The 24506-nt window shown below is 65.6% G+C and carries 23 protein-coding genes and 1 pseudogene; 18 read left to right on the plus strand and 6 right to left on the minus strand.

Annotation, left to right across the window (positions count from 1 at the left end; all coding sequences use genetic code 11):
* The first annotated feature begins 197 nt into the window (after nucleotides 1-197).
* Nucleotides 198-6071 (plus strand): MobF family relaxase, encoded by a 5874-nt coding sequence (gene mobF, locus AB0H56_RS17235; RefSeq protein ID WP_357163726.1) that lies wholly within the window; start codon nucleotides 198-200, stop codon nucleotides 6069-6071.
* A gap of 301 nt (nucleotides 6072-6372) precedes the next feature.
* A complete protein-coding gene (locus AB0H56_RS17240; RefSeq protein WP_357163728.1) occupies nucleotides 6373-7566 on the plus strand; it encodes a PIN domain-containing protein in 1194 nt (397 codons plus the stop codon).
* A gap of 44 nt (nucleotides 7567-7610) precedes the next feature.
* Here AB0H56_RS17240 and AB0H56_RS17245 read toward each other — a convergent pair whose 3' ends face one another.
* The 4 genes and pseudogenes from AB0H56_RS17245 to AB0H56_RS17260 form a co-directional block, all read right to left on the minus strand.
* Nucleotides 7611-8435 (minus strand): hypothetical protein, encoded by an 825-nt coding sequence (locus AB0H56_RS17245; RefSeq protein WP_357163731.1) that lies wholly within the window; start codon nucleotides 8433-8435, stop codon nucleotides 7611-7613.
* A gap of 190 nt (nucleotides 8436-8625) precedes the next feature.
* A pseudogene (locus tag AB0H56_RS17250) lies at nucleotides 8626-8772 on the minus strand (ribonucleotide-diphosphate reductase subunit beta); the annotation flags it as partial.
* Between the two features lie 180 nt (nucleotides 8773-8952).
* Nucleotides 8953-9483, minus strand: coding sequence for a flavoprotein (locus tag AB0H56_RS17255; protein ID WP_357163734.1), 531 nt, complete (start codon nucleotides 9481-9483; stop codon nucleotides 8953-8955).
* Nucleotides 9484-9521: 38 nt separating this feature from the next.
* Nucleotides 9522-10862 carry a hypothetical protein gene (locus AB0H56_RS17260; RefSeq protein WP_357163737.1) on the minus strand — a complete coding sequence of 447 codons (1341 nt, stop codon included), beginning with the start codon at nucleotides 10860-10862 and terminating at the stop codon, nucleotides 9522-9524.
* A 248-nt stretch (nucleotides 10863-11110) separates the two neighbouring features.
* Between AB0H56_RS17260 and AB0H56_RS17265 the strand changes: the two genes are divergently transcribed.
* The 16 genes from AB0H56_RS17265 to AB0H56_RS17340 all read left to right on the plus strand — a co-directional run bounded on the left by AB0H56_RS17265 (nucleotide 11111) and on the right by AB0H56_RS17340 (nucleotide 22962).
* Nucleotides 11111-11311 (plus strand): hypothetical protein, encoded by a 201-nt coding sequence (locus AB0H56_RS17265; RefSeq protein WP_357163740.1) that lies wholly within the window; start codon nucleotides 11111-11113, stop codon nucleotides 11309-11311.
* A gap of 86 nt (nucleotides 11312-11397) precedes the next feature.
* The gene (locus AB0H56_RS17270) at nucleotides 11398-11784 is read left to right on the plus strand and encodes a DNA-directed RNA polymerase subunit beta (protein ID WP_357163743.1); all 387 of its coding nucleotides are present in this window, start codon (nucleotides 11398-11400) and stop codon (nucleotides 11782-11784) included.
* Nucleotides 11785-11849: 65 nt separating this feature from the next.
* A complete protein-coding gene (locus tag AB0H56_RS17275; protein ID WP_357163746.1) occupies nucleotides 11850-11999 on the plus strand; it encodes a hypothetical protein in 150 nt (49 codons plus the stop codon).
* A 166-nt stretch (nucleotides 12000-12165) separates the two neighbouring features.
* Nucleotides 12166-12687, plus strand: coding sequence for a hypothetical protein (locus AB0H56_RS17280; RefSeq protein ID WP_357163749.1), 522 nt, complete (start codon nucleotides 12166-12168; stop codon nucleotides 12685-12687).
* 201 nt (nucleotides 12688-12888) lie between these two features.
* Complete coding sequence (locus AB0H56_RS17285; RefSeq protein ID WP_357163752.1) at nucleotides 12889-13497, plus strand: DUF5753 domain-containing protein; 609 nt, start codon at nucleotides 12889-12891, stop codon at nucleotides 13495-13497.
* A 56-nt stretch (nucleotides 13498-13553) separates the two neighbouring features.
* The gene (locus AB0H56_RS17290) at nucleotides 13554-14345 is read left to right on the plus strand and encodes an SAM-dependent methyltransferase (RefSeq protein ID WP_357163755.1); all 792 of its coding nucleotides are present in this window, start codon (nucleotides 13554-13556) and stop codon (nucleotides 14343-14345) included.
* 33 nt (nucleotides 14346-14378) lie between these two features.
* Nucleotides 14379-14624 (plus strand): hypothetical protein, encoded by a 246-nt coding sequence (locus AB0H56_RS17295; protein ID WP_357163758.1) that lies wholly within the window; start codon nucleotides 14379-14381, stop codon nucleotides 14622-14624.
* A gap of 13 nt (nucleotides 14625-14637) precedes the next feature.
* Nucleotides 14638-15651, plus strand: a complete 1014-nt coding sequence (locus AB0H56_RS17300; protein ID WP_357163761.1) for an NAD-dependent epimerase/dehydratase family protein — start codon at nucleotides 14638-14640, stop codon at nucleotides 15649-15651.
* Entirely contained in the window at nucleotides 15648-16595 is a 948-nt protein-coding gene (locus tag AB0H56_RS17305) for a thymidylate synthase (RefSeq protein WP_357163764.1), read from the plus strand. Before AB0H56_RS17300 ends, AB0H56_RS17305 begins: the two co-directional genes overlap by 4 nt.
* The gene (locus AB0H56_RS17310) at nucleotides 16592-16783 is read left to right on the plus strand and encodes a hypothetical protein (protein ID WP_357163767.1); all 192 of its coding nucleotides are present in this window, start codon (nucleotides 16592-16594) and stop codon (nucleotides 16781-16783) included. Before AB0H56_RS17305 ends, AB0H56_RS17310 begins: the two co-directional genes overlap by 4 nt.
* A 68-nt stretch (nucleotides 16784-16851) precedes the next feature.
* Complete coding sequence (locus tag AB0H56_RS17315) at nucleotides 16852-18306, plus strand: carbamoyltransferase C-terminal domain-containing protein (protein ID WP_357163770.1); 1455 nt, start codon at nucleotides 16852-16854, stop codon at nucleotides 18304-18306.
* The gene (locus AB0H56_RS17320; RefSeq protein ID WP_357163773.1) at nucleotides 18303-19337 is read left to right on the plus strand and encodes a hypothetical protein; all 1035 of its coding nucleotides are present in this window, start codon (nucleotides 18303-18305) and stop codon (nucleotides 19335-19337) included. The genes AB0H56_RS17315 and AB0H56_RS17320 overlap by 4 nt, the downstream gene beginning before the upstream one ends.
* The gene (locus tag AB0H56_RS17325; protein WP_357163776.1) at nucleotides 19334-19909 is read left to right on the plus strand and encodes a hypothetical protein; all 576 of its coding nucleotides are present in this window, start codon (nucleotides 19334-19336) and stop codon (nucleotides 19907-19909) included. The genes AB0H56_RS17320 and AB0H56_RS17325 overlap by 4 nt, the downstream gene beginning before the upstream one ends.
* A gap of 29 nt (nucleotides 19910-19938) precedes the next feature.
* Nucleotides 19939-20760: a class I SAM-dependent methyltransferase gene (locus AB0H56_RS17330; RefSeq protein WP_357163779.1), complete on the plus strand. Its 822-nt coding sequence runs from the start codon at nucleotides 19939-19941 to the stop codon at nucleotides 20758-20760.
* The gene (locus AB0H56_RS17335) at nucleotides 20757-21473 is read left to right on the plus strand and encodes a phosphotransferase (RefSeq protein WP_357163782.1); all 717 of its coding nucleotides are present in this window, start codon (nucleotides 20757-20759) and stop codon (nucleotides 21471-21473) included. The genes AB0H56_RS17330 and AB0H56_RS17335 overlap by 4 nt, the downstream gene beginning before the upstream one ends.
* Nucleotides 21474-21636: 163 nt before the next feature.
* Nucleotides 21637-22962, plus strand: a complete 1326-nt coding sequence (locus tag AB0H56_RS17340; protein WP_357163785.1) for a hypothetical protein — start codon at nucleotides 21637-21639, stop codon at nucleotides 22960-22962.
* Here AB0H56_RS17340 and AB0H56_RS17345 read toward each other — a convergent pair.
* Both AB0H56_RS17345 and AB0H56_RS17350 read right to left on the minus strand, forming a co-directional pair.
* The gene (locus AB0H56_RS17345; RefSeq protein WP_357163788.1) at nucleotides 22946-23644 is read right to left on the minus strand and encodes a 2'-5' RNA ligase family protein; all 699 of its coding nucleotides are present in this window, start codon (nucleotides 23642-23644) and stop codon (nucleotides 22946-22948) included. The genes AB0H56_RS17340 and AB0H56_RS17345 overlap by 17 nt on opposite strands.
* A 197-nt stretch (nucleotides 23645-23841) precedes the next feature.
* On the minus strand, nucleotides 23842-24033 hold the full coding sequence (locus AB0H56_RS17350; protein WP_357163790.1) for a hypothetical protein: 192 nt from the start codon (nucleotides 24031-24033) through the stop codon (nucleotides 23842-23844).
* Nucleotides 24034-24506 lie beyond the last annotated feature (473 nt).

The raw sequence follows: 24506 nt of genomic DNA on the forward strand, positions 1-24506 counted from the left end.
TCGCCGCCCCTCCGCTCTTCCGCACTCCCCCACACCTCCCCTTCGCTTCTCTCCGCCCATTCAGAAAGCAGACATCTGGCATTCAGGGACACAATTCAATAACGCAGTTGTCGATCGTTGTCGAAAGTTGCCCAGAGTAGTCTCACCGAATCAATTGCCGCTTGCGACAGTCGAATTCGCTAATGCTTCATGGAGACATGGTCGCGACCGCACACCGGGTCGCCGCAGGAAACGGCTACCAATACTATTTACGGCAAACCGCCGCCAACGATCGAACCGCACGCGGCCGCGCGTCGCTGTCGCAGTACTACTCCGCGCACGGCGAAGCCCCCGGACGCTGGCACGGCAGCGGACTGAGTTCGCTCGGCATCTCCGTAGGGGCCGAGGTCACCGAGTCGCAGATGAAGGCACTGTTCGGCGAGGGCTTGCACCCCGACGCCGAACAGATCCGAGCCCAGGTCCACCAACACCAGATCTCGCTTGGCGCCAGCGAGCGTGACGCGGCACGCGCCGCGGAAAAAGCAACCAGACTCGGCAACAAATTCCGCACCTACGACCTGCGTTCGGACTATCGGAAGCGATGCGCCGAAGCCTACCGAGCACACAACTCAGCACAGAATCTCTATCCCGGCACGCCGATCGCCGACGATGTACGCGCGCAAATCCGGACTCGTCTGGCCACACAGATGTTCACCGCCGAAAACCACCGACCCCCGTTGAACACGCGGGAATTATCGGGGTGGGTGGCCAAGAACTCGCGAGTGAACCAGACCGCGGTGGCCGCCCTCGAACTCACCTTCTCCCCGGTGAAAAGCGTCGCGGCACTGTGGGCGTTGGCCCCGCCGGACATACGACGCCGGATCGAAGCCGCCCACCAGCGCGCGATCACCGACGCACTGACGTGGTTGGAACGCAACGGCCTCTACACACGGCTGGGGCGCAACGGCGTCCGTCACGTCGAGGTCGAGGGGATGGTCGCGGCGTGTTTCACCCATCGCGACAGCCGCGCCGGTGACCCTGAGCTGCACACGCACGTCCTGCTGGCGAACAAGGTCCGCACCCGTGACGGCAAGTGGCGCACCATCGATTCGCGCCTGTTCTACCAAGCCGTGGTCACAGTCTCCGAGATTCACGACTCCCGCCTCGAGCACTACCTCGAACTCGCAGTGGGCTGGCAGTTCGAAGCCCGCCGCGACCGCGACGTCCAGCGGGTCCCGATCCGCGAAGTCGTCGGTGTCCCCCTTGAACTGATCCACGCCTGGTCGCAGCGCGCCACCGCGATCAACACCCGCCTCGACGAACTCACTGCCGACTTCCAGGCCCGCCACCAGCGCGAACCAACGCCGAAAGAGGTCTATGCTCTCGCCGAACAGGCAACCTTGAATACCCGTCCCGCCAAACACCTTCCCGACTCCCCACCCCAGCAACATGCCCGGTGGGAGGACGAAGCCGCGGATCTGCTCGGCGGCCGTGCCGCGGTCGAGCAGGTCGTGCTGAACACGTTGTCGGTGCAGCCGATACCCCGCCCGACACCCGATGCGGCGTTCATCGCCGCGACCGCGGAGCGGGCGCTGGCCGCGGTATCGGAACGTCGTTCGACGTGGCGCGCGTTCAACCTGCGCGCCGAAGTCGAACGCCAACTCCGCGGCCGAGTGCACCCTGCCGACTGGGACTGGGTCCCCGACCAGGTCGTCGCTGCCGCGCTGTCACCCCAGTCCGCGGTGGCGCGTGGCGATCCCGACCTCACCGAACAACCCTGCCTGCGAGCGATACCGTCCTGGTTGCGGCGCAGCGACGGCACCGCCGTCCACGCACCCCCGAACTCCCAGATCTACACCACCGAACCCACACTCGACGTCGAAGCAGCGCTGATCGAACTGTCGGTCCAGCCCGGCGCCCGCGCCCTGGATCCCGAACTCGTCGACGCCGCGGTCAACCAGTTCAGCGCCGCGCACCCCGACCGGCCCCTCAATGCCGGACAGGTCGGTGTCATTTCCTCCTTCGCCACCTCCGGTCTGCTGGTACATACCGCGAACGCACCCGCCGGGACCGGCAAAACGACCGCGATGCAAGTCCTCACCAGCGCATGGCATTCAGGCGGTGGCACCGTACTGGGTATGGCGCCGACCGCTGCCGCGGCCGCGGTCCTCGGGGACTCGATCGGCACCCGCGCCGAGACCGTCGACAAACTCCTCGACGTCATCGCCCGCCACTCCCCCACCGAAACCACTGCCCACAACGCCCGCGATCAGCCACCGTCACTGCCCCAATGGGTCCTCGACATCGACGACCGGACGCTGGTGATCGTCGACGAGCACGTCAAACTCGGCAACCTCAAACGCCTACGGCTGCTGCAATTTCTGTCCACGCGTCGGGCCACGGTGCGCTGCATCGGCGATGACCGTCAACTGACCGCGATCGAAGCCGGCGGCGCCGACCCCGACATGGCTGTTGCTTCCCCCGAACAGTCGGTGACCCTGTCCCACGTCGTCCGATTCGCGTCCACCGGTGAAGCGACCGCCTCCATCGGTGTCCGAGACGGCGACCCGTTCGCGCTGGGGTGGTATCTGGACAACGACCGCATCCACGCCGGACACACCGGATCGGTCTACGACGACACCTACACCGCGTGGGCCACCGACCACCACGCCGGCCACGACGCGATCATGCTCGCGCCCACCCACCAGATCGTCACCGCGCTCAACGCCCGCGCCCGCGCCGACCGACGCACCCGAACTCCCACCACCGACGACACCGAAGTTCGACTCGCGGACGGTCTGTGCGCCTCGGTCGGTGACACCGTGCGCACCCGACGCAACAACCCGCGCTTGCGTTTCGGCGCCACCGACTGGGTGCGCAACGGCTCCTCGTGGACCGTCACCGCCGTCCACGACGACGGTTCGCTGACCGTGGCCCACCGCAGTGACGGCATCGACAGCGCGGATTCGGTGCGGCTACCCGCCGAGTACGTGCGCGCCCACGTGCATCTCGGGTACGCCGCGACGATCGATTCCGCCCAGGGAATCACCGCCGACACCTGCCATGTCGCGCTGTCCGGGCACGAATCCCGCCAGCAGTTCTATGTCGCGATGACCCGCGGGATCCACGCCAACCACTCCTACCTCGTCACCGCGCTCGACGGCGCCGAGGGCTCGATCTACACCGAACCCGCCGTGCATCCACGCACCGCGGTCGAGGTCCTGCAGCGTGTCCTGGCCCGCGACGCGGCACAGAAATCCGCGCACACCGAACTCCGCGACGCCCTGGACCCGGTGCTGCGGATCGGACGCGCGGTCGACATTTACCTCGACACCCTCGGCCTGGCCGCCGAACAAGCACTCGGCGCCGACCACCTCACCCAACTCGACCGTGCCGCCGAGACTGTGCACCTGGACCTGACCGACAGCCCTGCCTACCCGGTCCTGCGTCAGCACCTGGCCCTGATCGCCCTTACCGGCGCCGATCCGATCGACGCGCTGCGTACCGCAGCAGCTGCCCGGGAACTCGACACCGCAGACGATCCGGCCGCGGTGCTGGACTGGCGACTAGACCCCACCGGCGCCCATTCCGCCGGCACCGGGCCACTGAGCTGGACACCAGGTCTGCCGGCCGGTGTCGCCGACCAGGCGCTCACTGAACCCGTTCAGGCCCGCGAACAGATCGTGGCTGCCCTCGCCACACAGATCCGCGATGGCGTGCGCAGGTGGACTCCGGCCACTGCGCCCGCCTGGGCGCGACCCTTGCTCGGCAGCGACCCGGTGCTGCTCGGGGACCTCGCGGTGTGGCGGGCAGGCCTGCACATTCCCGACACCGACATCCGTCCGACCGGGCCGCCCCGCTACATCGCTCTCGAACGGTCACACCAACAGTGCCTCGACGACCAAGTCGCCGCTGCCGCAGGTGCCCCGGCCGCGGCGCGTAATCGGTGGGCACACGTCGTCGACGACCTCGACCCTCGTATCAACACCGACGCGTTCTGGCCGGTCGTGGCCGACAAGATCGACCTCGCCGCGCGGGCTGGTCTCGACATCACCACCTTGCTCACCCACGCGGCCGCGGAGCGTCCATTGCCGGATGAGATGCCGGCCGCTGCGCTGTGGGCGCGTCTGGAACTGGAACCTTCGGCTCTCGACGTCACCGGCACCGACCTGCTCCGGCCCGACTGGCTGCCCGACCTGCAAGCCGTCCTCGGCGCCGAGATGGCCGATCAGGTCACCACAGAAGCTGCATGGCCTCGTGTCGTCGCCGCGGTCGAAGGCGCCACCCGCACCTGGTCCACGCGCGATCTCCTCATCACCGCGTACGAACTGCTCCAAGGCGCACAACCCGACGACGCTCCGCCACTGCGCGCCGACCAGCTAGCAGCAGCATTGGCCTGGCGCATCGATGTCTTGCAAAACCACACCCCGACACCACAACCCGCCGCGCCCCCACCTGTCACGCCGGCGACCGACAACATCGCTCCGACCGCCTCGGTCGCCGCCGAGGCCCCGATCACGAAGCCAGATGCCGTCAGCACCAACACCCACACCACAGCCAGCTACGACCTCGCCGCCGTCCTCGAAGACATAGCCCATCTGTTCTCTGCCGGGCGAATCACCGCCGCTATTGCTGGGTACCGCGCGTTCAGCAGTGAACTCTCCGACGACGAACGAGCAATACTCACCGCGGTCTCAGAAACCCTCTACCGATACAGCTTCCCCATCGCTGTGGCCCGACTCCACTGGGCCGCAGCACAATTCCCGCAGCATCGCGACCTGATCCAGGCCTGCACACCGGCGACAGACCCTCACACCTACCGCCCCGAACCCGAACCCGAACCGGCGCGTAGCCATTCAAGCCCCGTCTACAACCATCGCGAACACGTCGATCCAACCATCACACCGACACTGTTCGACGCAGTACAGGCCGCGGGCAACGACGCCTTCGATTCCTATCACGACGCCTCAGAGCCCTCCGATGGCCTCGAACCGGACCACCAGAACCGGCCTGGACCTCGGTCCACCGGTTCCGCAATCGACTACGACCTTGCCGCTATGCCCGCAGTCGTTGGCCTACCATGTGTCGACTGCGGGATCGAACGCCCCCGCAACGCGACCATTCCTGTGCCACCCCGGCATTCCGATGACGGCCTGTGCCACTCGTGTCGTGACACGGATCGCCCGGCAATCCCCGAACACGAACCCGCCGACCACCTCACGGCCCGCTGCGCCCACATCACCAACACTCATCCCGCCGCTGCCGCGTTGGCGATGCTACGTCGGGACTGGCGGACCCTTGATAGGAGGGGCCGTACCCTCATCGAGCAGTGGTTGGCCGACCATCCCGTCGCCGCACAGTCAGTGCCCATGCTCGATCCGGTCCAACGTCTGTCCGACCGCGACCTCGCCGATACGATCAACGGCCTGGCCCTGCGCCTGAGCAACCTCGCTACTGAGGCGGATTTCTTCGCGCCGGTCCGCCGGACCCCTGTCGAAATCGAGCCCGATTCCGCGGTCGCCGAGCATCAGCTCGCCGCCGACAGCGCCCGCGACCTCGCACTACTGCGTGCCCGGGAACTCGACACCTCGATCCGTCGACTCCACAACATCGAAAGCCAGCTCGAAACGGCGCGAGAAGAACTCGACGCGCTGCCGATCCTTCGGCGCCGACAACGAACCGCCCTCCAGACACACATCAACACTTTGGTACGCAACCATCGAGACCACCGGGAACTACACGAACGAACCCGCGCGGCTGCCCGCACCGCCAACCGGCACGCCAACGAACTCGCAGCTCAAGCCGAGCGCACCCCCGACGATCAACGCCGCGTCGACGCACAAGGCCACGCGGCCGCCGAGGAAGCAATCGTCCGCGACACTACCGTCGAGGCCCTGCGCCAGACCCTCGAATCCGAGCTCACCGTCCACCGCGCAGAACACACCAGGCGAGAGAATCTGACCGGTCCCCAACGACGGCGCGAAGAGCGCGCACGACGGAAATACGACGCCACCAACGACGAATTCGGCATCGACGAACAATCCGGGACCGATGTCAACAGATCCGACCGTCGACCGGATTTCGGGCTCTAGACCCCCACATACGTCCCCTAGGCACGCGTACGCTGCGCCGGTCGCGGCTGTGCACCAGCGGCTTTCGTGCACCGAGCGAGGCCTGCGCAAGCTCTCGAGATTGTCAGCCCCTACCGCTACCGTTGATAGGCCAGCTGCATCACCGGTCTCGGGGAGGATCGCATGTACACAGCTGCGGGCATCGGACAGTTGGATCGGTGAGCCCGTAGCCGGATTGAGTCCGGTCGATCGCACCGTGCGCCGCGCCATCGCTGTAGTGTGCGATCGTGTTCTGAACGCGGATGAAGGGCAGGGGTTCTAGGTGTCGGTGCAGCGGCCCTTGTTGGTGATCGATACGAATATGGTTTTCACCGATCGTGCGCTGCGGTCACCGCATTGGAGGGCGTTGGCTCTGGCTGTCGCGGCGGATGAGGTTGAGGTGGTGTTCCCCGAAGTCGTTGTGCGAGAGACCGCTCGGCACATGTCCGACGATGCCAAGACATCTCGCAAAGAGTTGGAGCGAGCCGTCAAACTGATCGAGGAGAACCTGGCCGCAGCGGTCCTGATGGATGAGTGGCCGGTCTTGTCGCACCTCCCGGAGATCCGGAAGTTGCGGGCCACCGAGGAACTCAGTCAAGATCGCGCGCGCGAGCGGTTCCGTGACCAGTTGGCCGACAAGGGGTTTGGCGTCGCACCGGTCCCCTCACCACCGCATGACCTGATCGTGGAATGGTCGTTGCGGTCGCACCCCCCGTTCGACAGCACCGACAAGGGCTATCGCGATGCGTTGATCTGGTGGACGTTTATCGAGGCAGCGATAGCCGATCCGCACCGGTGCGCCCTATTCGTGAGCAACGACAACGATTGCCTCAAGAAGAACGAGGCGAATCCCAAGCCGGAGTTGGACAATCAGCTCTCCGAACTCGGCTTGACGGCAGTACGTTTCGCACGAAACATAGATGATGCTCTCACCATCGCCCAGCAAGCCCGCGCTGAGGCCGCGGCCGAAGCAATGGCACCGAGTCGGGTGCGGGAACTGCTGCATCAACCGATGACGGACGCGCTTCTCAATCTCGTCGGTTCGGCGATGGAGACCACGACGCGAGATGGCGGTTTCGAGGAACTGGTCGAAGAGGCGGGCCTGATCGCTGGGCTCGAATCACCGACGGTGTCCTCGATCGAGGTTCCCGAGCTGCTGTTCCAGTACATCCGAGACGGCTACAGCGGCAGTGCGTTGATCGGGTCCGGTCGTACGGTAGTGCTCGAACTCGGCTATGAGGGCTTCTTGTACAAGGCCGATTTCTACGCGCTGCACGATGACGAACTCGATCAGGTAAGCATGCTGGATCCTGACTGGAACAGCCACACGATGGAGGTGGGCGGCTACCTCAGTGTGGTCGCCGAGTTCACCTTCTCCATCGAGCCTTTGGAACAGCGAGTACTCGCGGTGGAGATCACTCGACTGCGCGCGGCTACCGACCAGGATGGACCAGTCGCCCTGTCGTCACACGGGTAGCGCGGAGACTTTCCTGACGATCACCCCAGCCGGTGCACGTGGATCTACCTGACAAATGCCGTCACCCTGAATTCGACATACCCATACGGCTTTGCGTCACCGCCAATCACACCCTCGGCGTTTCCGCGCACTCCCGGCAAGGGTTTGTCCCCACGAATGACCGCGTCAGCGATCTTCATGGACGAAGCGCCGTGTATGTGCAGAGTTGCACTTCCCGGAATATAGGAGAGCGTTGTCGGTTTTGTTGAAAGTATCTTGCATCCGTTCCACACCTTGACTACATTATCTCCGGTGAGATAGACATTCAGGGCAGGGCTAGCCGACGGTTCAGAGCTAATCAGCAAGTCCATGTGCGCACCCGTGATGGCCTGATCAGCGCGGATACTGGAGTTATCTATCCATACATAGACAGAGATATCGATGTCGTCTCGAATTGCCACCTCATCCGAGTACATCCTCTTCTGATCGTCCGTAATACGGCACTTTACATAGTCGCGTTCGTCGCCCATTGCGGGATTGTCAATGATACTATTAAAAACTGCTGTTGGGGAGGTTTCCTTGGTGCTGTACATTTCCCGCATTGGCCCCCACCCGTAGGTTTGGGCGTTGGTAGCGGGCGCTGCATTCGGCGTGGACATCAGCGACGTGCTCGGCGAATCCGGTTTCGACCCGATTTTGAAGTCGATTGTGTCGCGGAATAGCGCTAGGACGGCCGCGATAGCACTGATCAACCCCGCGACACCGATGACGGCAGGGTTCTTCCACCACGGAGTCGGTGGCGTCGAGGGCGCCGGCGTGGCGGCGGGTGATGAGGATGCGGGCGACGAGGGCGGAGGCGTCGCGGAGGGGTTCGGCGTCGGGTTCGACATACACCTGATTCTTGACGACTTTCGCCGTGAGCATCACCCCTTGAGCGCATCCGATCGACCGAAGTCGCTGTGGTGCAGCGAAAGTCCCTTGCCGCCAGGAACCTGTACAGCCGGGCCGTCGAGGGCACGGGCGCCGATTGTCGCCAGGACGCGCCAGTCCTCCGCTCCCGGTGACCTGATTCGGGCGCCGTCAGAATGCCCAATCCGAGTCCTGCGTTTCGACGGCTTTGCCGATGACGTAGTTCGAGCCAGAGCCGGAGAAGAAGTCGTGGTTTTCGTCGACGTTGGGCGACAAGGCAGCGAGGATGGCAGGGTTGACGTCGCAGTCATCCTTGGGTGAAGAATCCCCCTCCTCGCGAGTGACGCCACCACCGTGCACCATGACCACTGCTTGCCGGGAGGGAGCGTCGGCGGTGACGAGAGTAGCGGCCAGATACAAGCCGTCGAAGGTGCGGACGCGGGTGATAGTGCTCGTCGGAACCACCGTCTCACTCAACCAGACGGAGCGGCGGCGAGGCTAGGGCCGACCCGCAGCGAGCAATGGTTCTCGTAGCACGCTCAGAGCCGACGACCAGGGAAGCGGGCCGGTGTCGGCGTCCTCGGTAATACGGATGAATCGCACGCCCCACTCCGCAAGACGTTCTCGCGCGAGGCGGACAGCCGGGAAGTTCATCTGTTCCTGCTTTGCATGTGGGATCGCCACCACGGGCAGCCCCGCGCCTACTGCCTCCACCAGCAGCGCAAGCGGGAGTGTGTCACCGATCCCGGATGCCCATTTGGCCAGCGAGTTCGTGGTCAACGGCGCGGCGATGATCGCGTCGGCAGGGGGCAGCAGGTCGTCGGTTCCCGGCTGTTTGAACTGCGAGCGCACCGGGTGGCCGGTCTGCGTTTCCAACGCTTCGACGTCGAGAAAGCGGGCACCGTTGGGCGAGGCGACCACACAGACATCCCAGCCGTCTGCCTGTGCGAGGTCGACCAGTTCGCCGACAGTGTCAGCTGGTGACGCACCGGTCACGATCGCATACAGAACCCGAGTTCGATCAGTCATGAGTCCCATCATGGCAGCGCGATCAGGCTCTGTCCGGGTTAGACCACCGCTACGCCTACACGCTGGGCCAGGCTACCCAGATCGCCTGCGGTGAGGCTGCGCTTGGCTTCCAGCATCATCTGCGCAACAGCATCCTGCACAGTGTCGACGTTCCGAACATGTTCTGGTGCAATGCTTTCCGCTCGCAGGAACGCGTCGAGAGCGTTCTCGTGAGCACGACGCGAGGCTGCTGCACGCCCGACCTCGACCCAGTACTGAGCGGCCCGGCCCGGGGTCGGCAAGGTTTGCGGTTTCAGCTTCCTTGCCAGGTCGAGCACAGTATCTGGCTCATGTGCTTCCATGGCGACCGACATCGTCCACAGCGCTACGTTCGACGAGCCGAAGGTGGTGTTGGCGATGACGGTCGAGTGGTCAGCCGTGATGGAGCGGTCGAGCCGCACGGCGTACTCGGCGGCGTGTTCGAGGTGATCGCGAGGGTCGCCACCGGTGGCCGCTGTCGCCAACGAAGCCTGCAGGTGCAGCATTCCGACTGTCTGCACCTCGTTGGCGGTTTGTGCTTGCGCCCCAGCGAGCGCCGCAGTGGTTTCCGCGCGATCCAGCGCAGCTTTCGCCGAGGTCGGTCGGGCCAGGAGAACCTGGCTACTGACAAACGCTGCCGCCGCGATCCCCGGTCGACTCTCGATCGTGCGAGCAGCGTCTTCGGCGGCGCGCGCGGCCGTCCATGCCTCCGCGAGGTGTCCTCGGGCGCGCATCACCACCGAGGTGTCGAATGCGACCTGGGTCAAGACGTCCCAAGCGATGCGTTGATCACGGTCGTTGCCGTCCCGTGTGTACCGGTAGAGGTCGGTGATCAGCGGTCCCACTAGCAGCGCGAGAGTGGTGTACTCGCCGGCCATGTTGAGTCGTGTGACTGCCCGGCTGGCTGTCATGAGCGCTGCGATCGGACGAAGCGAGCCGTTGTCGGTGACGTTGCCTGCGGTCCAGAAGGCAGTTTCGATATCGGTCACCAAGCCGGAGAAGTCGTCGGCCTCGGCCAGTTGTCCGTCGAACCCAGCCGATCCTCGATCGGGTGAGCTCGCCGCGGGCACCATGGTTTGCTCACCATCGGGACCGCTGTCGGTAGGTTCACCGTCGGCGATCGGGACTCGCTGTTTGTGGGCGGGTTTTGGGTGTCGCGCTCGCCAGGCCGATTCGCCCTCAGCGAGGATTTGCTCGAACCGCGCCCGGTCCTCGGCCGTCGTACGTTGAGCGTAGGTGGTGTCGAGGATCTCCTGCTTTTCTGAGCGGGGTTTGACCGCGCTCAGCCCTGACCGCCAGTTGTTGACGGTGGTCGTTTCGACGCCGAGCATCGCGGCGAACTGACGGATCGGCTGTCGCATCGCCTCTTGCAGCGCGGCAGCTTCGAAGCCGGTCCATTCCCGCCCTCGTATCATCCGGCCCCCAACTTTCCAGCTCCTGAACTGGGAAATGCCTACGGTACGCCTACGCTACGCCACCGCTGTGCGGTTCCTTCCGATACCGCTGACGGGCCACGATTTTCACCAGGAACCCGTTTCCGGGGAAGCCGAGGCGCAGCCGCCCGACACGTTTCCCCTCGAAGTTGGAAGCGTTATCAGGGAGGCCGCGCATGACAGACCGCATCGAGCTGAACTCGCACCCGTCGAGGCATGACCTCCTCGAAAAAGGCAATTCGGCCAGCGCCCTCGCCGATGTCGAGGTCCCTCAGCGCTTCGATCGCTCGCCGGCGACCCTCGCGCGGCAACTCGAGGCCATGGAGGCAGCCGGATGGGTGACCATCGTTGCCGAACCGTCCGGAGAGTTCAAATGACACAAACCAGCACACCGGTCCACCCGTACTGCGAGACACCCCGCACACGTTGCGAGTTCTACCGCAGCATCTGCTCGCTTCCCACCGTGATCGACCCGGCCACGGGCCGGATCACGATGCGAGCCGGGCTGGTCGGCGCGGTGATGATGCCAACCGGACTCGCCCAGCGAGTCAAGACCAGCCTCGACTTTCGCGGTGTCGCACCGCTGTCGATCATCGGTCACCCACGCGCCGACATGTGGACCTACCTCGTGCGGGCCGATATCCGGCCGATCGGCGACCCGGCCGAAGTCGCGCGGTTGTGGAAAGCGAGGGTGGTGGTCATCCGCGACGGCGACATCGCCCTGCCGTCCCCAGTGCCCGACCCCTTGATGGTCCGCAACTGGATATCACCGGCCACCAGCGCATTCCGGCCCTCAGGGGCGGTGGTGATCGCGACCACGCTCTCGATCCTGAGACCGGCCCAACGATGAACAGCGGCGAGCGGTCTCCGTGCCCGGACGAACCCGACATCCACCTCACCGTCCGAATTTCCAGCGTGCGAATGGATTTCGTCGCCTGTCTGACCGCAGCGCTGGTGTTCGTCTGCGACGTGGCCGCCCGCCGCCCCGGAACCGTGGCCGTCTACCCCGGCCACAGCGCCGGACTGCCCCGCCTGCCCAACGAGCGGCTCTACCTGCTGCCCTGACCGCGCCCGGCGCTCTTCCGACCATCCGAATGGCCTTGGCACGACGCCCCGGCGAACCCACACCACCACCCGTCGCCGGGTCCTGGCCCCGTGCGAAGGCGGCTCCGGAGTCGTTCCCAGCGACTCCGGGGCCACCCCCGAACCTCTCCACTCGAAGGACCCGACCGTGTACGCCCAGTTCGACATACCCACAGCACCCCGCTCGCGGCGACGCCGATGGATCGCCGCCGCCACGCTGGCGGCTCTCGCTGGCCTGGCCGTCGTCGCGGCACTGACAGCACCCGACAGCGCAGCAGGACCACGCGAACTCCCCTGCGCGGCAACCACCTCTCCCTCGGGATTGGTCACCGGGTCTGGCCCAGGTGACGCATCGAGTGGTCCCGCCGCGATTCTCGGGTTCAACTACGCCTACTACGTGCACCGCTCCGCCGACCGGGCCCGCCAGTTCCTGACCGCCGAGGCCGCCGTCAAGCCCGGCGACTGGTTGCAGGCCGGAATCGATGCCGTGCCCGCCGACACCCGCCACTGCGTGACCATCTCACCCCTGGACACCATCGGCGACACGGACCTGTGGGCGGTGACCGTGACCGAGTACCACCCCCACGGCGAACCCTTCGCGCCCCGACAGATCATCACCACCCGCACCGTCGACGGGCAGACCCGGATCAGCCCCATCGCCCGAGCCTGACCCACTCTCAAACCACCTGAATACCTCGGACTCACCGCGCCTGGACTCTCGGCCGGTGGTGCCCGAGGGTGGGGAACCGCCCCCGGAGGCCCGTCGTGATCCCCGCACCTCCCGGGGGCGCTCCCCCCAACCACAGACCACGCCCAGCGGGCTCCCCCGCCGGATTCCTCAACACCTCGCAGTGAACGGAAGGTTCGAACCATGTCCTACTCCAGCTGGTACACCGTCGCCGAGGACGGCCTGGAAACGTTGCAGCGCAGCCTGATCGACATCGAGGCCGACACCAAAGACCAGCGCACCTACAGCCCCGACATCATCCCCGGCCTGGTACAGACCCGCGACTACGCCCGCGCGATCCTGACCAAGTGCGCAGCCGTGCTCGGGCTGCCCGACGACAGCGCGGCGACCGCGGGCGTGCGGTTGCAGCGCCAAGCCGTGCTCGACGCACCCGGGCACCGCTTCCACATGCTCATCGGTGAGGCCGCGCTGCGGCGCACCGTCGGCAGTCATGCGGTGATGGCCGCCCAGATCCGCCAGCTCGGCGACATCCTCACCAGCCGCGACAACGTCGAGATCGGCATCATCCCCCTCGACGCCGAATTCATCGGCCAGGCCGACAACTTCGTCATCCACGACGAAACCGGTGTCGCGATCGAGACCGTGACCGGGTCGGTCGAGACCAGCGGCGCCGACGAGATCGCCCTCGCGCTGCGCACCTTCGACCTGCTCGCCGGCCAGGCCCGCTACGGCGAGCACGCCCGCGCCCTGCTCGACCGCGCTTTGGCCGAGCACGTCGGCCCCGGCATCTGAACCATCTGACCCGCTGCCGGACCCGGCAGCCCCTCTTACCACTGGAGTTGTTCGACATGGCGGATCACGAGGTCGCGCTGCGACACGACATACCCAGCAGTGCGCGTGTCGGCAACATGCTGCTCGGCGGCAAGGACAACTACGAAATCGACCGCATCGTCGCAGCCAACGTAAGCAAAAGGTTCGCCGTCGCGCTACGCGAGGGGCGACGGTTCCTGCTGCGTGCCGTGGAATACCTCAGCCGCGAACACGCCGTGCACCAGTATGTCGAACTCGGGTGCGGCATCGCGCTGCCTCCCGACGTCGGTGATGCCGCCACACACCGCGGCGAGTCCGCTCGCGTCCTCTACCTCGACCACGATGTCTTGGTCGCCGCCCACGCCCACGCCCTACTCGCACACAGCCCGAACCGACGCTTCGCCCTGGCCGACATCACCGACACCTGCGCCGTCCTCGACCAGATCGCTGGGTTTCTCGACCTCGGGCAACCACTCGCGATCTGCCTGTCCGGCACCGCCGAACTGCTGCCCGACGCCCCGGCGATGCTGACGGAACTGACCTCCGCGTTGCCACCTGGCTGCTGGATCATCTTCAGCCACCTCACCGATGACGTGTTCGGCGAGGACATCCGCGATTCGGCGGCCCAGCTCGCGTGCCACGCCATCCCTTACCGGCCACGAGACCACGCGACCGTGGCCGACATGCTCGCCCCGTACCGGCTGCTGCCGCCTGGCCTCGTCGCACCCCATCGGTGGCGGCCCGAATTCGACAGCCGCGTGAGTCAGGGATTTCACCCCGTCGAGTGGGAGCTGAGCGCCTATGCCGCCGTGGGGCATCTCCCGGGATGAAGGAGTCGAACAATGACGCAACGATTCTCGCGAATGGACCGCAGCGGATTCTCCCGGGCTCAAGTAGCGGCGATCGACGCACTCGCCACCGGCCCGAAAACCGCCCGCCAGATCGCAGCGGGACGCGTCGTGGGGCCAGTCACAGTCACACTGCGCTGGCTCGTCACCAACGCCTACGCCACCGCCGCCACCGAGGCACACACTCCGCACTCGGAAGCGGTCTACACCCTGTCCGACCAGGGATTCGCCGCGCATCAGCGCATTAGAAATCGCAATTGAAATCGAGGCACGCATGACAACCGCATCGTCCAACCTGGGTCCAGTCGTCGTCACCGGCGCGGCCGGATTCATCGGCTCACACTTGACCGACGCGCTGCTCGCTCGGGGACACGAGGTGATCGCGATTGACCGTCGGTCGGTAGACGAACCCGTCGCCGCCCGCAATCTTGCCGACGCGCTCACCAATCCCCGCCTTCGTCTGCACCTGGCTGATCTATCCACCGACGACCTTGATGAGCTGATCTCCGGTGCGCACATGGTGTACCACCTGGCTGCGGTACCAGGCGTTCGGGATTCGTGGACTGAGCGGTTTCCCGACTATGCCGCGTCGAATGTCGTTGCTACCCAACGCTTGCTGTCGGCATGTGAGCGCGCTCAGATTTCCCGGCTGGTGCTGGCCTCGTCGTCGAGTATCTACGGGCAGACCGCTGGTCCGAGTGCCGAAACCGACCCGACGTATCCGATGTCGCCGTACGGGGCGACCAAGCTCGCCGCCGAGCACCTGTGCTTGGCGCACGCGGCGCGACCCGACACCAGCACGAGCGTGATCGCATTGCGCTACTTCACTGTCTACGGTCCTCGGCAACGCGACGATATGGCGATCTCTCGGGTGTTGGCGGCCGTGCTGTCGGGAGTTCCGGTCGCGCTTTATGGCGACGGACACCAGTCGCGAGAATTCACCTACGTCGATGACATCGTCGCAGCGACCCTCGCCGCAGCGGACATGCCGAAAGCCGTTGACGCCGAGGTCATCAACGTTGGTGGTGGTTCCAGCGTGCCGATGCTCGAACTGATCTCGATCATCGGCCAGATCACCGGCCGCAAGGTGCCCCTCGCGATGGAGGCACCCCGGGCCGGTGATGTCGAGGCGACTCGCGCCGACCTCACGCTGGCGCGCATGCTCCTCAACTACACACCGCGCGTCGAGCTGAGCGAGGGAATCGCCCGGCATCTGGACTGGATGGTCAAACAGAGTTCCCCGCACCCGAAGCCCACGCCCACCGTTGAAGAGGTGGTGTCGCGATGATCGTGCTCACCGCGGACAACGCCAACACGCTGTTCACCTCCGCTTGCCGTGCGCTCACCGACTTCGGCGAGCCGGTCAGCCCTCGCGGCATGGCCACCACCGAAATCCTCGGCGCGCACCTGCGGCTGACCCAGCCCCGACGACGATTCGTTGACGTGCCCCCGCTGCGACTGCTCAACCCGGCCTTCGCCGTGGCCGAGGCCGTGTGGATTCTGTCCGGTTCCGACGACGACTGGATCTTCCAGTACAACCGGGCGTTGACCCGCTACGCCGACAACGGGATTCTGCAAGGCGCGTACGGGCCACGCATGCGCCGGTGGAACGGCATCGACCAGCTCGACCGCGTCCGGCAGTTGCTCCAACGCGACCCCGACACCCGCCAAGCCGTCATCCAGCTCTACGACCCGCAACGCGACACTCGCGGTCACCGCGATGTCCCCTGCACCTTGGGCTACCGGTTCTATCTTCGGCGAGGCCGCCTGCACATGCACACCACCATGCGCAGCCAAGACATCTGGCTCGGCTTTCCCTACGACATCTTCACCAACACGTTGATCCAGGAGCTCCTGGCGGGATGGCTCGGTGCCGAGCTGGGCGAGTACCACCACCACATCGATTCGCTGCACCTGTACACCGAACACGTAAGCGCCGCCGAACAACTCGCCCACGATCCCGAACCCTCCCCGGTCATGCCCGAGGTCGCTCTCCCCTGGAACGTCGCCGACCAAGTCCTGCGCAACACGGTCACCGAACCTCCCACCCACGAACTGACCGGGATCTGGTCGGGATTCGCACAGATGCTGGCCAGCTACCGGGCGTGGGGCACCGGCGACCGCCACCACGCCCGAACCCTGCTCGCCGACACCGACGGCGACCTCGTGCGCGCCCTGGAGCGCTGGTACGACCACCTCGCCCCCGCGAAGCAAGGAGCCCCCGCGTCATGACTTCCCTCCCCCGTGCGGTCCTCGGATTCTGCTCCTGGACCCATGATTCCGCCGCCGCGCTGATCCTCGACGGCGAACTCATCGGGTTCGCCGAAGAAGAACGCCTCAACAACACCAAACACACCAAGGACTACCCACCCACGCAGTCGACTGGCTGCTCAGCGACAGCGACCTCGTCCCCGAACTGATCGATACCGTCGCCTACAACTTCCGCGCCCCGGGCTACCTTGCCGCCACTCGGCAGGCCGGCGAGCACATGCTCGACCCGAGAACTCGGGGCAGGGCGCTTCCGCGCGCGGTGAGCTTCGCCCGGGTAGCGGCCCGAACACGTTCCCGCACAAGGCAATTAGGGCGAAGCTTCCCGCATGCTTCGACAACGTCGATTCTGCACCACCGCGCACACGGGCTATACGCGTTCGCATCCTCGGGCTACGACGACGCGGCCGTGTTGGTAGTCGACTCTCTCGGCGAGGTGCAGACCACGACCATCGCGCACGCCCGCCGCACTCCCGGCGGCGGGTGCCGCTACGACTTCATCGACGCGATCGATGATCCGGCCTCCCTCGGCTACGCCTACGGCGCGGTCACCGAACACCTCGGCTGGCGGCGCGGTGACGAGGAAGGCACCGTCATGGCTTTGGCCGCCCTCGGTGACCCCGACCGATTCCGCGAGCTGATGAACGAAGCGATCCCGATCACCGACACCGGATTCACCCTCAACCCCCGTCTGTTCCCCCTGCGGGTCCTCTCGCGCCGCTTCGCGCGGGTCAGCGCCGAGTTCATCGCCCGCACCTGCCCCCCTCGAGGCGACGGGCCGATCGAGCAGGTTCACCGCGACCTCGCCGCGGCACTGCAAGAGCGCACCGAACAGGTCATGGTGCACCTGGCAGTGCGGGCACGCTGGCTGACCGGCGCACGGTTGCTATGCGTCTCGGGCGGTGTCGCGGCAAACTGCGTCGCGATCGGCAAGATCGTGGAATCCGGACTGTTCGATGAAGTGCACGTGCCACCGGCCCCCGGCGACTCCGGCACGGCCATCGGCGCTGCCATCGGTGCGTATCTGGACCGCACCGGGACGCTGGCCACCGGCATCCAGGACCGCTGCTACCTCGGCCCAGCCTTCGCCGACGTTGTGCTGCCGAAGAATCCCCGCCCAGGATTGACCGCGACCAAACCCACCCATCCGGCCCAATTCCTGGCCGGGGCGCTCGCCGCCGGTGCCGTCGTCGGAGTGTTCCGTGGGCCGCTCGAGGCGGGGCCCCGTGCCCTGGGCAACCGCTCGATCCTGGCCTCGCCCGCTAACCCCGAGGTCGTCAAGCAACTCAACGACACGGTGAAGTTCCGTGAACCGTTCCGGCCGTTCGCACCCGTCACGCTCACCGCCACCGCGTCGGAATACTTCACGCTGCCCCAGCCCACCCCGTTCATGTCAGTCGCGTCCCAGGTGACCGATCGGGCGCGCGAGCAGATCCCGGCGATCGTGCACGCCAACGGCACCGCCCGCGTCCAGACCCTCACCGAAGGCCAGAACCCGTTCCTGGCCGAGGTCATCACCGAGTACGCCAAGATCACCGGCGTCCCGGTCCTGATCAACACCTCGCTCAACATCAAAGGCAAACCTATCTGCGGCACCCCAGAGATGGCGCTGGACTGCCTGCTCTCCAGCGGCCTGGACGCGGTGATGCTCGAAGACTGGTGGGTGAGCAAATGAGAATCGGCTACAGCTTCTGGGGCTTCCTCGAGCCCGGGATCACCGACACCCCAGACGGGGGCCGCAGCCACCGCCGGACTCTGATCGACGGCCTGCGCGCACTCGGTCACGAGATCGTGTTCCTCCAGGCCGACCGCGACCGATACGAGGCCGGAACCGACCTCACCCACACCTACACCTGGGACGGCGGGCTTCCCGAGATCGACGCGTTGTTCCTGGAATGGCGCTGGCCGATCCCCGGCCGCAACACCACACCGTGCGGCACCCGAGGCCACACCTGCGACCTGCACCGCCAACACCAACTGCTCGAGCACTACACCCTGCGATACGGGCTACCCACAATCGTGTGGGACAAGGACCTGCAGCTCCCGGCCGGACATCCGCTTCGGCACACACCCCAGGTGACGGTGTGCGAGGCGGCGCTGCACCCCACCGACGGCGCGACCAGCCTGCTGTTCCCTGTCGCCGACGCCGCGCTCGACACCGCCGATCCCGATGCGCTCGCGCGACGGGCTCGACCGTTGAGCCTGGTCTACGTCGGCAACCAATACGACCGCGACGACATCTTCGACACCTACTTCGCCACCCCGGCGAGTGGACGCCGCGACTGCCTCGTGGCGGGCAAGTGGGCCGACACCCGACGATGGCCACACGTGAGGTTCATCGGCCGAGTCCCATTCGCCCAGGTCGCCCAGATCCACGGGGACGCGCTGGCCACGGTGTTGCTGCTGCCCGACCGCTACGCCGCAGTCGGGCAGATGACCCAGCGCCTGCCCGAAGCTGTCCTCGCCGGATGCCTGCCGCTCACTCCGGCCTACATCCGCAGCGCACCCCAGTTCACGCCCGACCGTCTGCACATCACCAGCGGAGCCGACATCACCGCCGAACTGGCCGCCCTGCGACGCATCGCCGGAACCCCGGCACATGCCGACCTACTGGCGCAGTGCCTGGCCAAGCTGGACATCTTCCGGCTCTCCCGCCAGCTCGACACCCTCGATCGAGTCCTTTCCCGGATCGGAGTGCGCTCATGAACGACCGGCCTCCCGAACCAGCCGAGTCGGAGCAGGTATCGTCGCCGGGCGTGGACCAGCGAATCGTGATCATCGGTTGCGGCGGCAGCGGCAAGACTCACCTCGCCAACCAGCTCGCCGCCCTCTACGAGCTTCCACTGACCCACCTCGACGCCGTCTACTACGACGCCAATTGGAACCCGCTCCCCACCGACGAGTTCCAAGCCATCCAACAACGCCTCGTCGCCGCACCGCGTTGGCTGATCGAAGGCAACTACGCGGGCACTCTGCCGATCCGACTCGCCGCGGCCGACACCGTCATCTTCCTGGACCTGCCCGCGATCACCTGCATCACCGGCGTTCTGCAACGACGCTGGCGCTACCGGGGCGGTCAACACCGCGACGGCGTATACGACCGCATCACCTGGGGATTCCTGCGCTACATCTGGGGCTACCGCGCCCAGATGCGCCCCCGCGTCCGCGAGCTAATCGCCGAACACGGCGACCACGTCGAGCTGGTCACGCTCACCAGCCGCCGCCAAGCCAACCGCTACCTCGCCCGCCTGCGCGCGCAATCTTCCACCACCAGCTGACACCGAAACTGTTCGGAGGCGAACCGTCCATGACCTCCACCCCCTTCACCGATCCCGACACCGTCGCGGGTCTCTACGCCGACGCCGGGCGCACCCAGCAACGCACCAACGCGCTACTCACCGCCAAGACCCGCGGCGAGAACGCGACCACCACCATCGTCGACCTCGCCACACGCTACGCACCAAAACACCCGACCATATGCGAGATCGGTTGTGGCAGAGGAACAGTCACCCTCGCCCTCGCCGAAGCACTCGCACCCACCCATCACACCGTTGTCGACATCTCCCCGGCATTCCTGACCACCGTGAACGAACGCGCAACCGCCGCCGGATTCACCGTGGAAACGGTGCACGGCGACTTCCACCACCTCCCACTGACCGATACAACCTTCGACGTGGTCGTGGCCGCGTTCTGCCTCTACCACTCCACACGGCCCGCCGATGTCGTTGCCGAGATCGCCCGCTGCCTCACACCAGGCGGCCGGGCGGTCCTGGCGACCAAATCAGGCGACAGCTATCACGAGATCGACCAACTCATGGTCGAGACCGGCCTCGACCCCTCGGCGTCTCGCCGGCCGAGTCTGTACGAAACCTTCAACAGCACCAACGCCGCCGACATCGTCTCCACCGGAATCGAACTCACCGACGTCATCCACCGCGAACACACCTTCCGGTTCACCGACTTCGACCACCTCGCCGCCTACGCCATCACCGTCCCCAAATACCAACTCCCCCAGCGCCTGGCGACGAACCCGCGCAAACTCGCCGCGGAGCTTCGGCGTCGCACTCGTGATCGAGCAGTGACGGCCACCTCAACCGTCACCTACCTGACCGGAAGCCGCCGGAAATGAGCGCGGCGGCGTACGTCAAGAACTACCCAACACCACAACTGGCGGAAATAGCTCGCGCACACCATGAATGGCTGCTTCGGCTCGAGGCACCGGTCCGCGTTCCGCAGTTGCGCGAAGTCACTGGTACACGAATGGCTCTCGAACGTCTGGAGGGACACCATCCGCGCCCCGATGATCTACCTGTGGTCGCCGCCGCCCTGGGCGCACTCCACACGGTCGCCAACATCCGATACCTGCACGCGGGACGGCTCGACCGACCATTCGAGGCCACACCGACGCTGACTATCGGCGATTTCACCTCGCCCCGTGTATCCGTCCTCCCCCAGGACTTCGAGATCAATGGTCTACCTTGTGCGCTCTACAAAGACAGCAACATCCGCAACTTCATCCTCACCGACGATCACGTCGGCATCATCGACTTCGATGACTTGACCCTGGCACCGTTCGGCTACGACCTCGCCAAACTCGTCGTCAGCACCGCAATGACCCACGGGCACTTGTCGCACGCTCTCATCGAAAACGCGCTCGACCGCTACAACAGCGAGACAACCCGTATCCCCAACGCCCACTGCGACCTGGGCCGACTCCAGCTCTACGCCGACATCCACCACCACCTCACCAGCCGCTACCTCGGCCGCCACGGCTACGCACACCAGTGGCCAGCGGTCCACCCCTGGCCACGAGGATCAACCACCCAGCGAGAGCTGCCGTAGCCACATTGGCGGCGTCTCGCGGGCAGATTTCGCACCGACGTGTTCGCCTCTCGAAATCCACTGCGGCCGAGCCTGGTTGCGGCCAGGAACTGCCCGGCATCAGGGTAGTGTGGGCAGACTATCCAGGTTTCCCCGATCGGGGACGGTGCTGAGGCGGGGCACAATGGTGCAAGCACGGGAGTGGACCGGATTCGAAGCGGTCGCCTTACAGGAAGCGATGCGACTTTCGGTGCGGCAGTTCGCCGAAAAGCTCGGCATCGACACCACCACGATCAACAACTGGCGCACCGGGCTCGGCACGGTCAGGCTGCGGAACAAGACACAGCAAATCCTCGACACCACGTTGCGCATGCACGCCGACCAGCATGATCGCGACCGTTTCGAAGCGATCGTCGCAGCTGGCGAAACAGCATGGCGAGCCTCGCGCAACCGCCGCTCGACACCCACCACCGAGCCCGTCGTCTCGACAGCGCCCACACGCCTCCAGGACTTCGAAAACGCCACCGAGATCGTTCAGCGGATGCGCAAGCTCCACGACAACACGGTTGAGGAGCCCGTTCTCACCGCGCTGGAAATCGCGCTCCGCGACATCCTCGACCGGTACGAACTCGAGGGACCGATTCGGCTCGTTCCCGAAGCCCTCGCCCTGCGGCGCGAAGTGGACAGCCTCACCGAAGCCTGCCGCCAGCCCCACCATTTGGCCCGTCTGTACCGGCTCGCGGGCCAATTCTCGGGTGCGCTGGCGTATATGGCGGTCAATCTCGGACGATTCAGGCATTCCGAGATCTACATTCAAGAAACGCTCGCACTCGCCCAATTCGCACGCGACCCCGAACTGATGGCCTGGATTCGGGGAACGGAAAGCTTCTCCTACTACTATCAGGGCAAGTACCAACGGGCTGCCGACGCAGCACGAGAAGGTATTCGCACGGCGGCAGGAAATCAGCAAGCCATCAGACTCTATTCGAACGGTCTCGCACGGGCGCTGGGAAAGCTCGGCGACTCCGAAGGGGTGAAACGCGCCGTCGAGCAGGCAGTCGAACTCGGTGACGTCAATCATGCTCCGTCCGGACTCACCGCGGCGTTGTCGTTCGAGCCATATGGTGCGGCGCGGGTGATGGCCAATGCCGCCACCGCGCACCTGTCCGCAGGTGACTTCCGCGACACACTCGACTACGGACAACTCGTCTCCGAGTTGGTCGACACCTCGGATTCGGTATGGAGCCAGGCCCTGGTCCGGCTCGATGTCGCAACCGCCCTCGCGACTCAATCGAACCGAGACATAGAACAGGCGATGCATCTGGGCGTCCAGGCCCTCACCACATCCCGAGACCAGCCGATCCGCTCGGTCTGGCAGCGCGCCAACGACCTCGCCGAAACCGTGTCATCAGTCGATACGCCAGCGGTCGCCGACTACATGGGCGAATTGCGTTCATGGTCCACAGCCAACGTGGCCTCCGTACAGGACAAGCTCACATCAGGAAAATAGTGGCCTTCTCTTCCCACTCGTACGCGGATTCCGTACGCCACAGTCGCACCAGCTTGACGTCCTTGACACTCGTTGTCACCGGGGCCAGCTCCCGAAGATCAGTAATCCTGTCGAGGATCGGGGCTACCGGTTGCCGGGCCGCGCTGTAGGCGATCCCGACGTGCGGTCGCATGTTCTCGACCGACTTGACCGGGCCGAGACCAGGCTCGGATTCTTGCGCAGCACCGAGACGTTCCACCAGGTCGAGAACAGGCGACCACGGCGAGACAGAGAACCGAATCGCACCCGCCGAGCCCGCCAGAGGTCCAACCGCGAGTTCGAACCGGCTCACCGACTGCAACGCTATGCCGGCCTTCTCGACAACTCGCTCCAGCCCGGCACCCTCGACCGCATCGACGCCTCCCACCTTCAGCAGCGTCATATGCAGGGTTTCGACCGCGACCGGGCGCAGCGGGAACGATCCGAGCGCGTCCTGACACGCTCTAGCGGTAGACGCCAGAGAATCGTCGTGCCCGAATGTCAGGTACCAATAGAAACTCGACGCGCCGGGCGGCCACGGCTTTACCTCCCAATGGTTTTCCATCCGCGATAGGGAGGAGAACGCCGCCCAATCGTTGCGCCGGATCTCACCAGCGTCATCGAGGGAATCGGGGCGGCCGGGCGGAAATGGCTTGCTCTTCAAGGCTCTCCGTTGGGTACCTGGAGCACGGGCACGGTCAGTGTATCCGAGGACACGCACCTCTCCGCGGACGCCACATCGCCAAGCGTTGCCACCGCCATCAGTCGGCCAACCCAACCGCGTCGCGGCGAATCGCCAGCCCTCGCCCGCGTCCATGACGCCAACCAAGTCCCTCGTCGCCAGTCGAGATGCAGCGGAACTCATTGGCACAACGAACGCTGTTGCAGAGCAACGCCAATCACGTCGTCGGTATGTGGCGAATGGGCGGCGGCGATCGTAGCCCGGATGTCAATCAGCCCGACGTTCGGCGGAACATCAATGACGCTCGCACCGCCCCACCGCACCCACAGCGCGATGTTTCCGGCGTCTGCCTCGGCGACCAACTTGTCCAACGACCACCGCTTGTTTGGCGCGGTCGATCTCGATCGCCACCGCCGACCTGCGCCACCGGCGGGTGCACAGCAGATCGAGCCGCCCCCGCATGGGTCCGTTGACCGACATCCGCTCGACCAGGGCAGGAGCCTCAAGCTCGACCTGCCACCGCCTGCGCACTGCCCACTCTGAAATGGAATCGGTGAGCAGCTTCGTCGTCTGCTTCGAGGTCAGTCCACTTGCATCCACCAACGCCAGCCATCCCGCCAATGACTGTCGTAACCGTTCAGCTTCGTTCGCCCGCGACCACACGGGCGGCACCCTACCCGCACCTCACGACACCAGCGCACAACATCTCATGTGCGCCCATGCCCACTGTTGCCGAGTAAGAACTGGCATGAACCGCCCCGGTGAGTCCGGAGACCTATCGGTGTGACAGCCCAACGGTGTGCTGGGCTGAGTGTTGAGCGTAGTGCGCGGCCTCCATCTCCAC

Source organism: Nocardia sp. NPDC050717, assembly GCF_040654275.1.
GTDB lineage: Bacteria > Actinomycetota > Actinomycetes > Mycobacteriales > Mycobacteriaceae > Nocardia.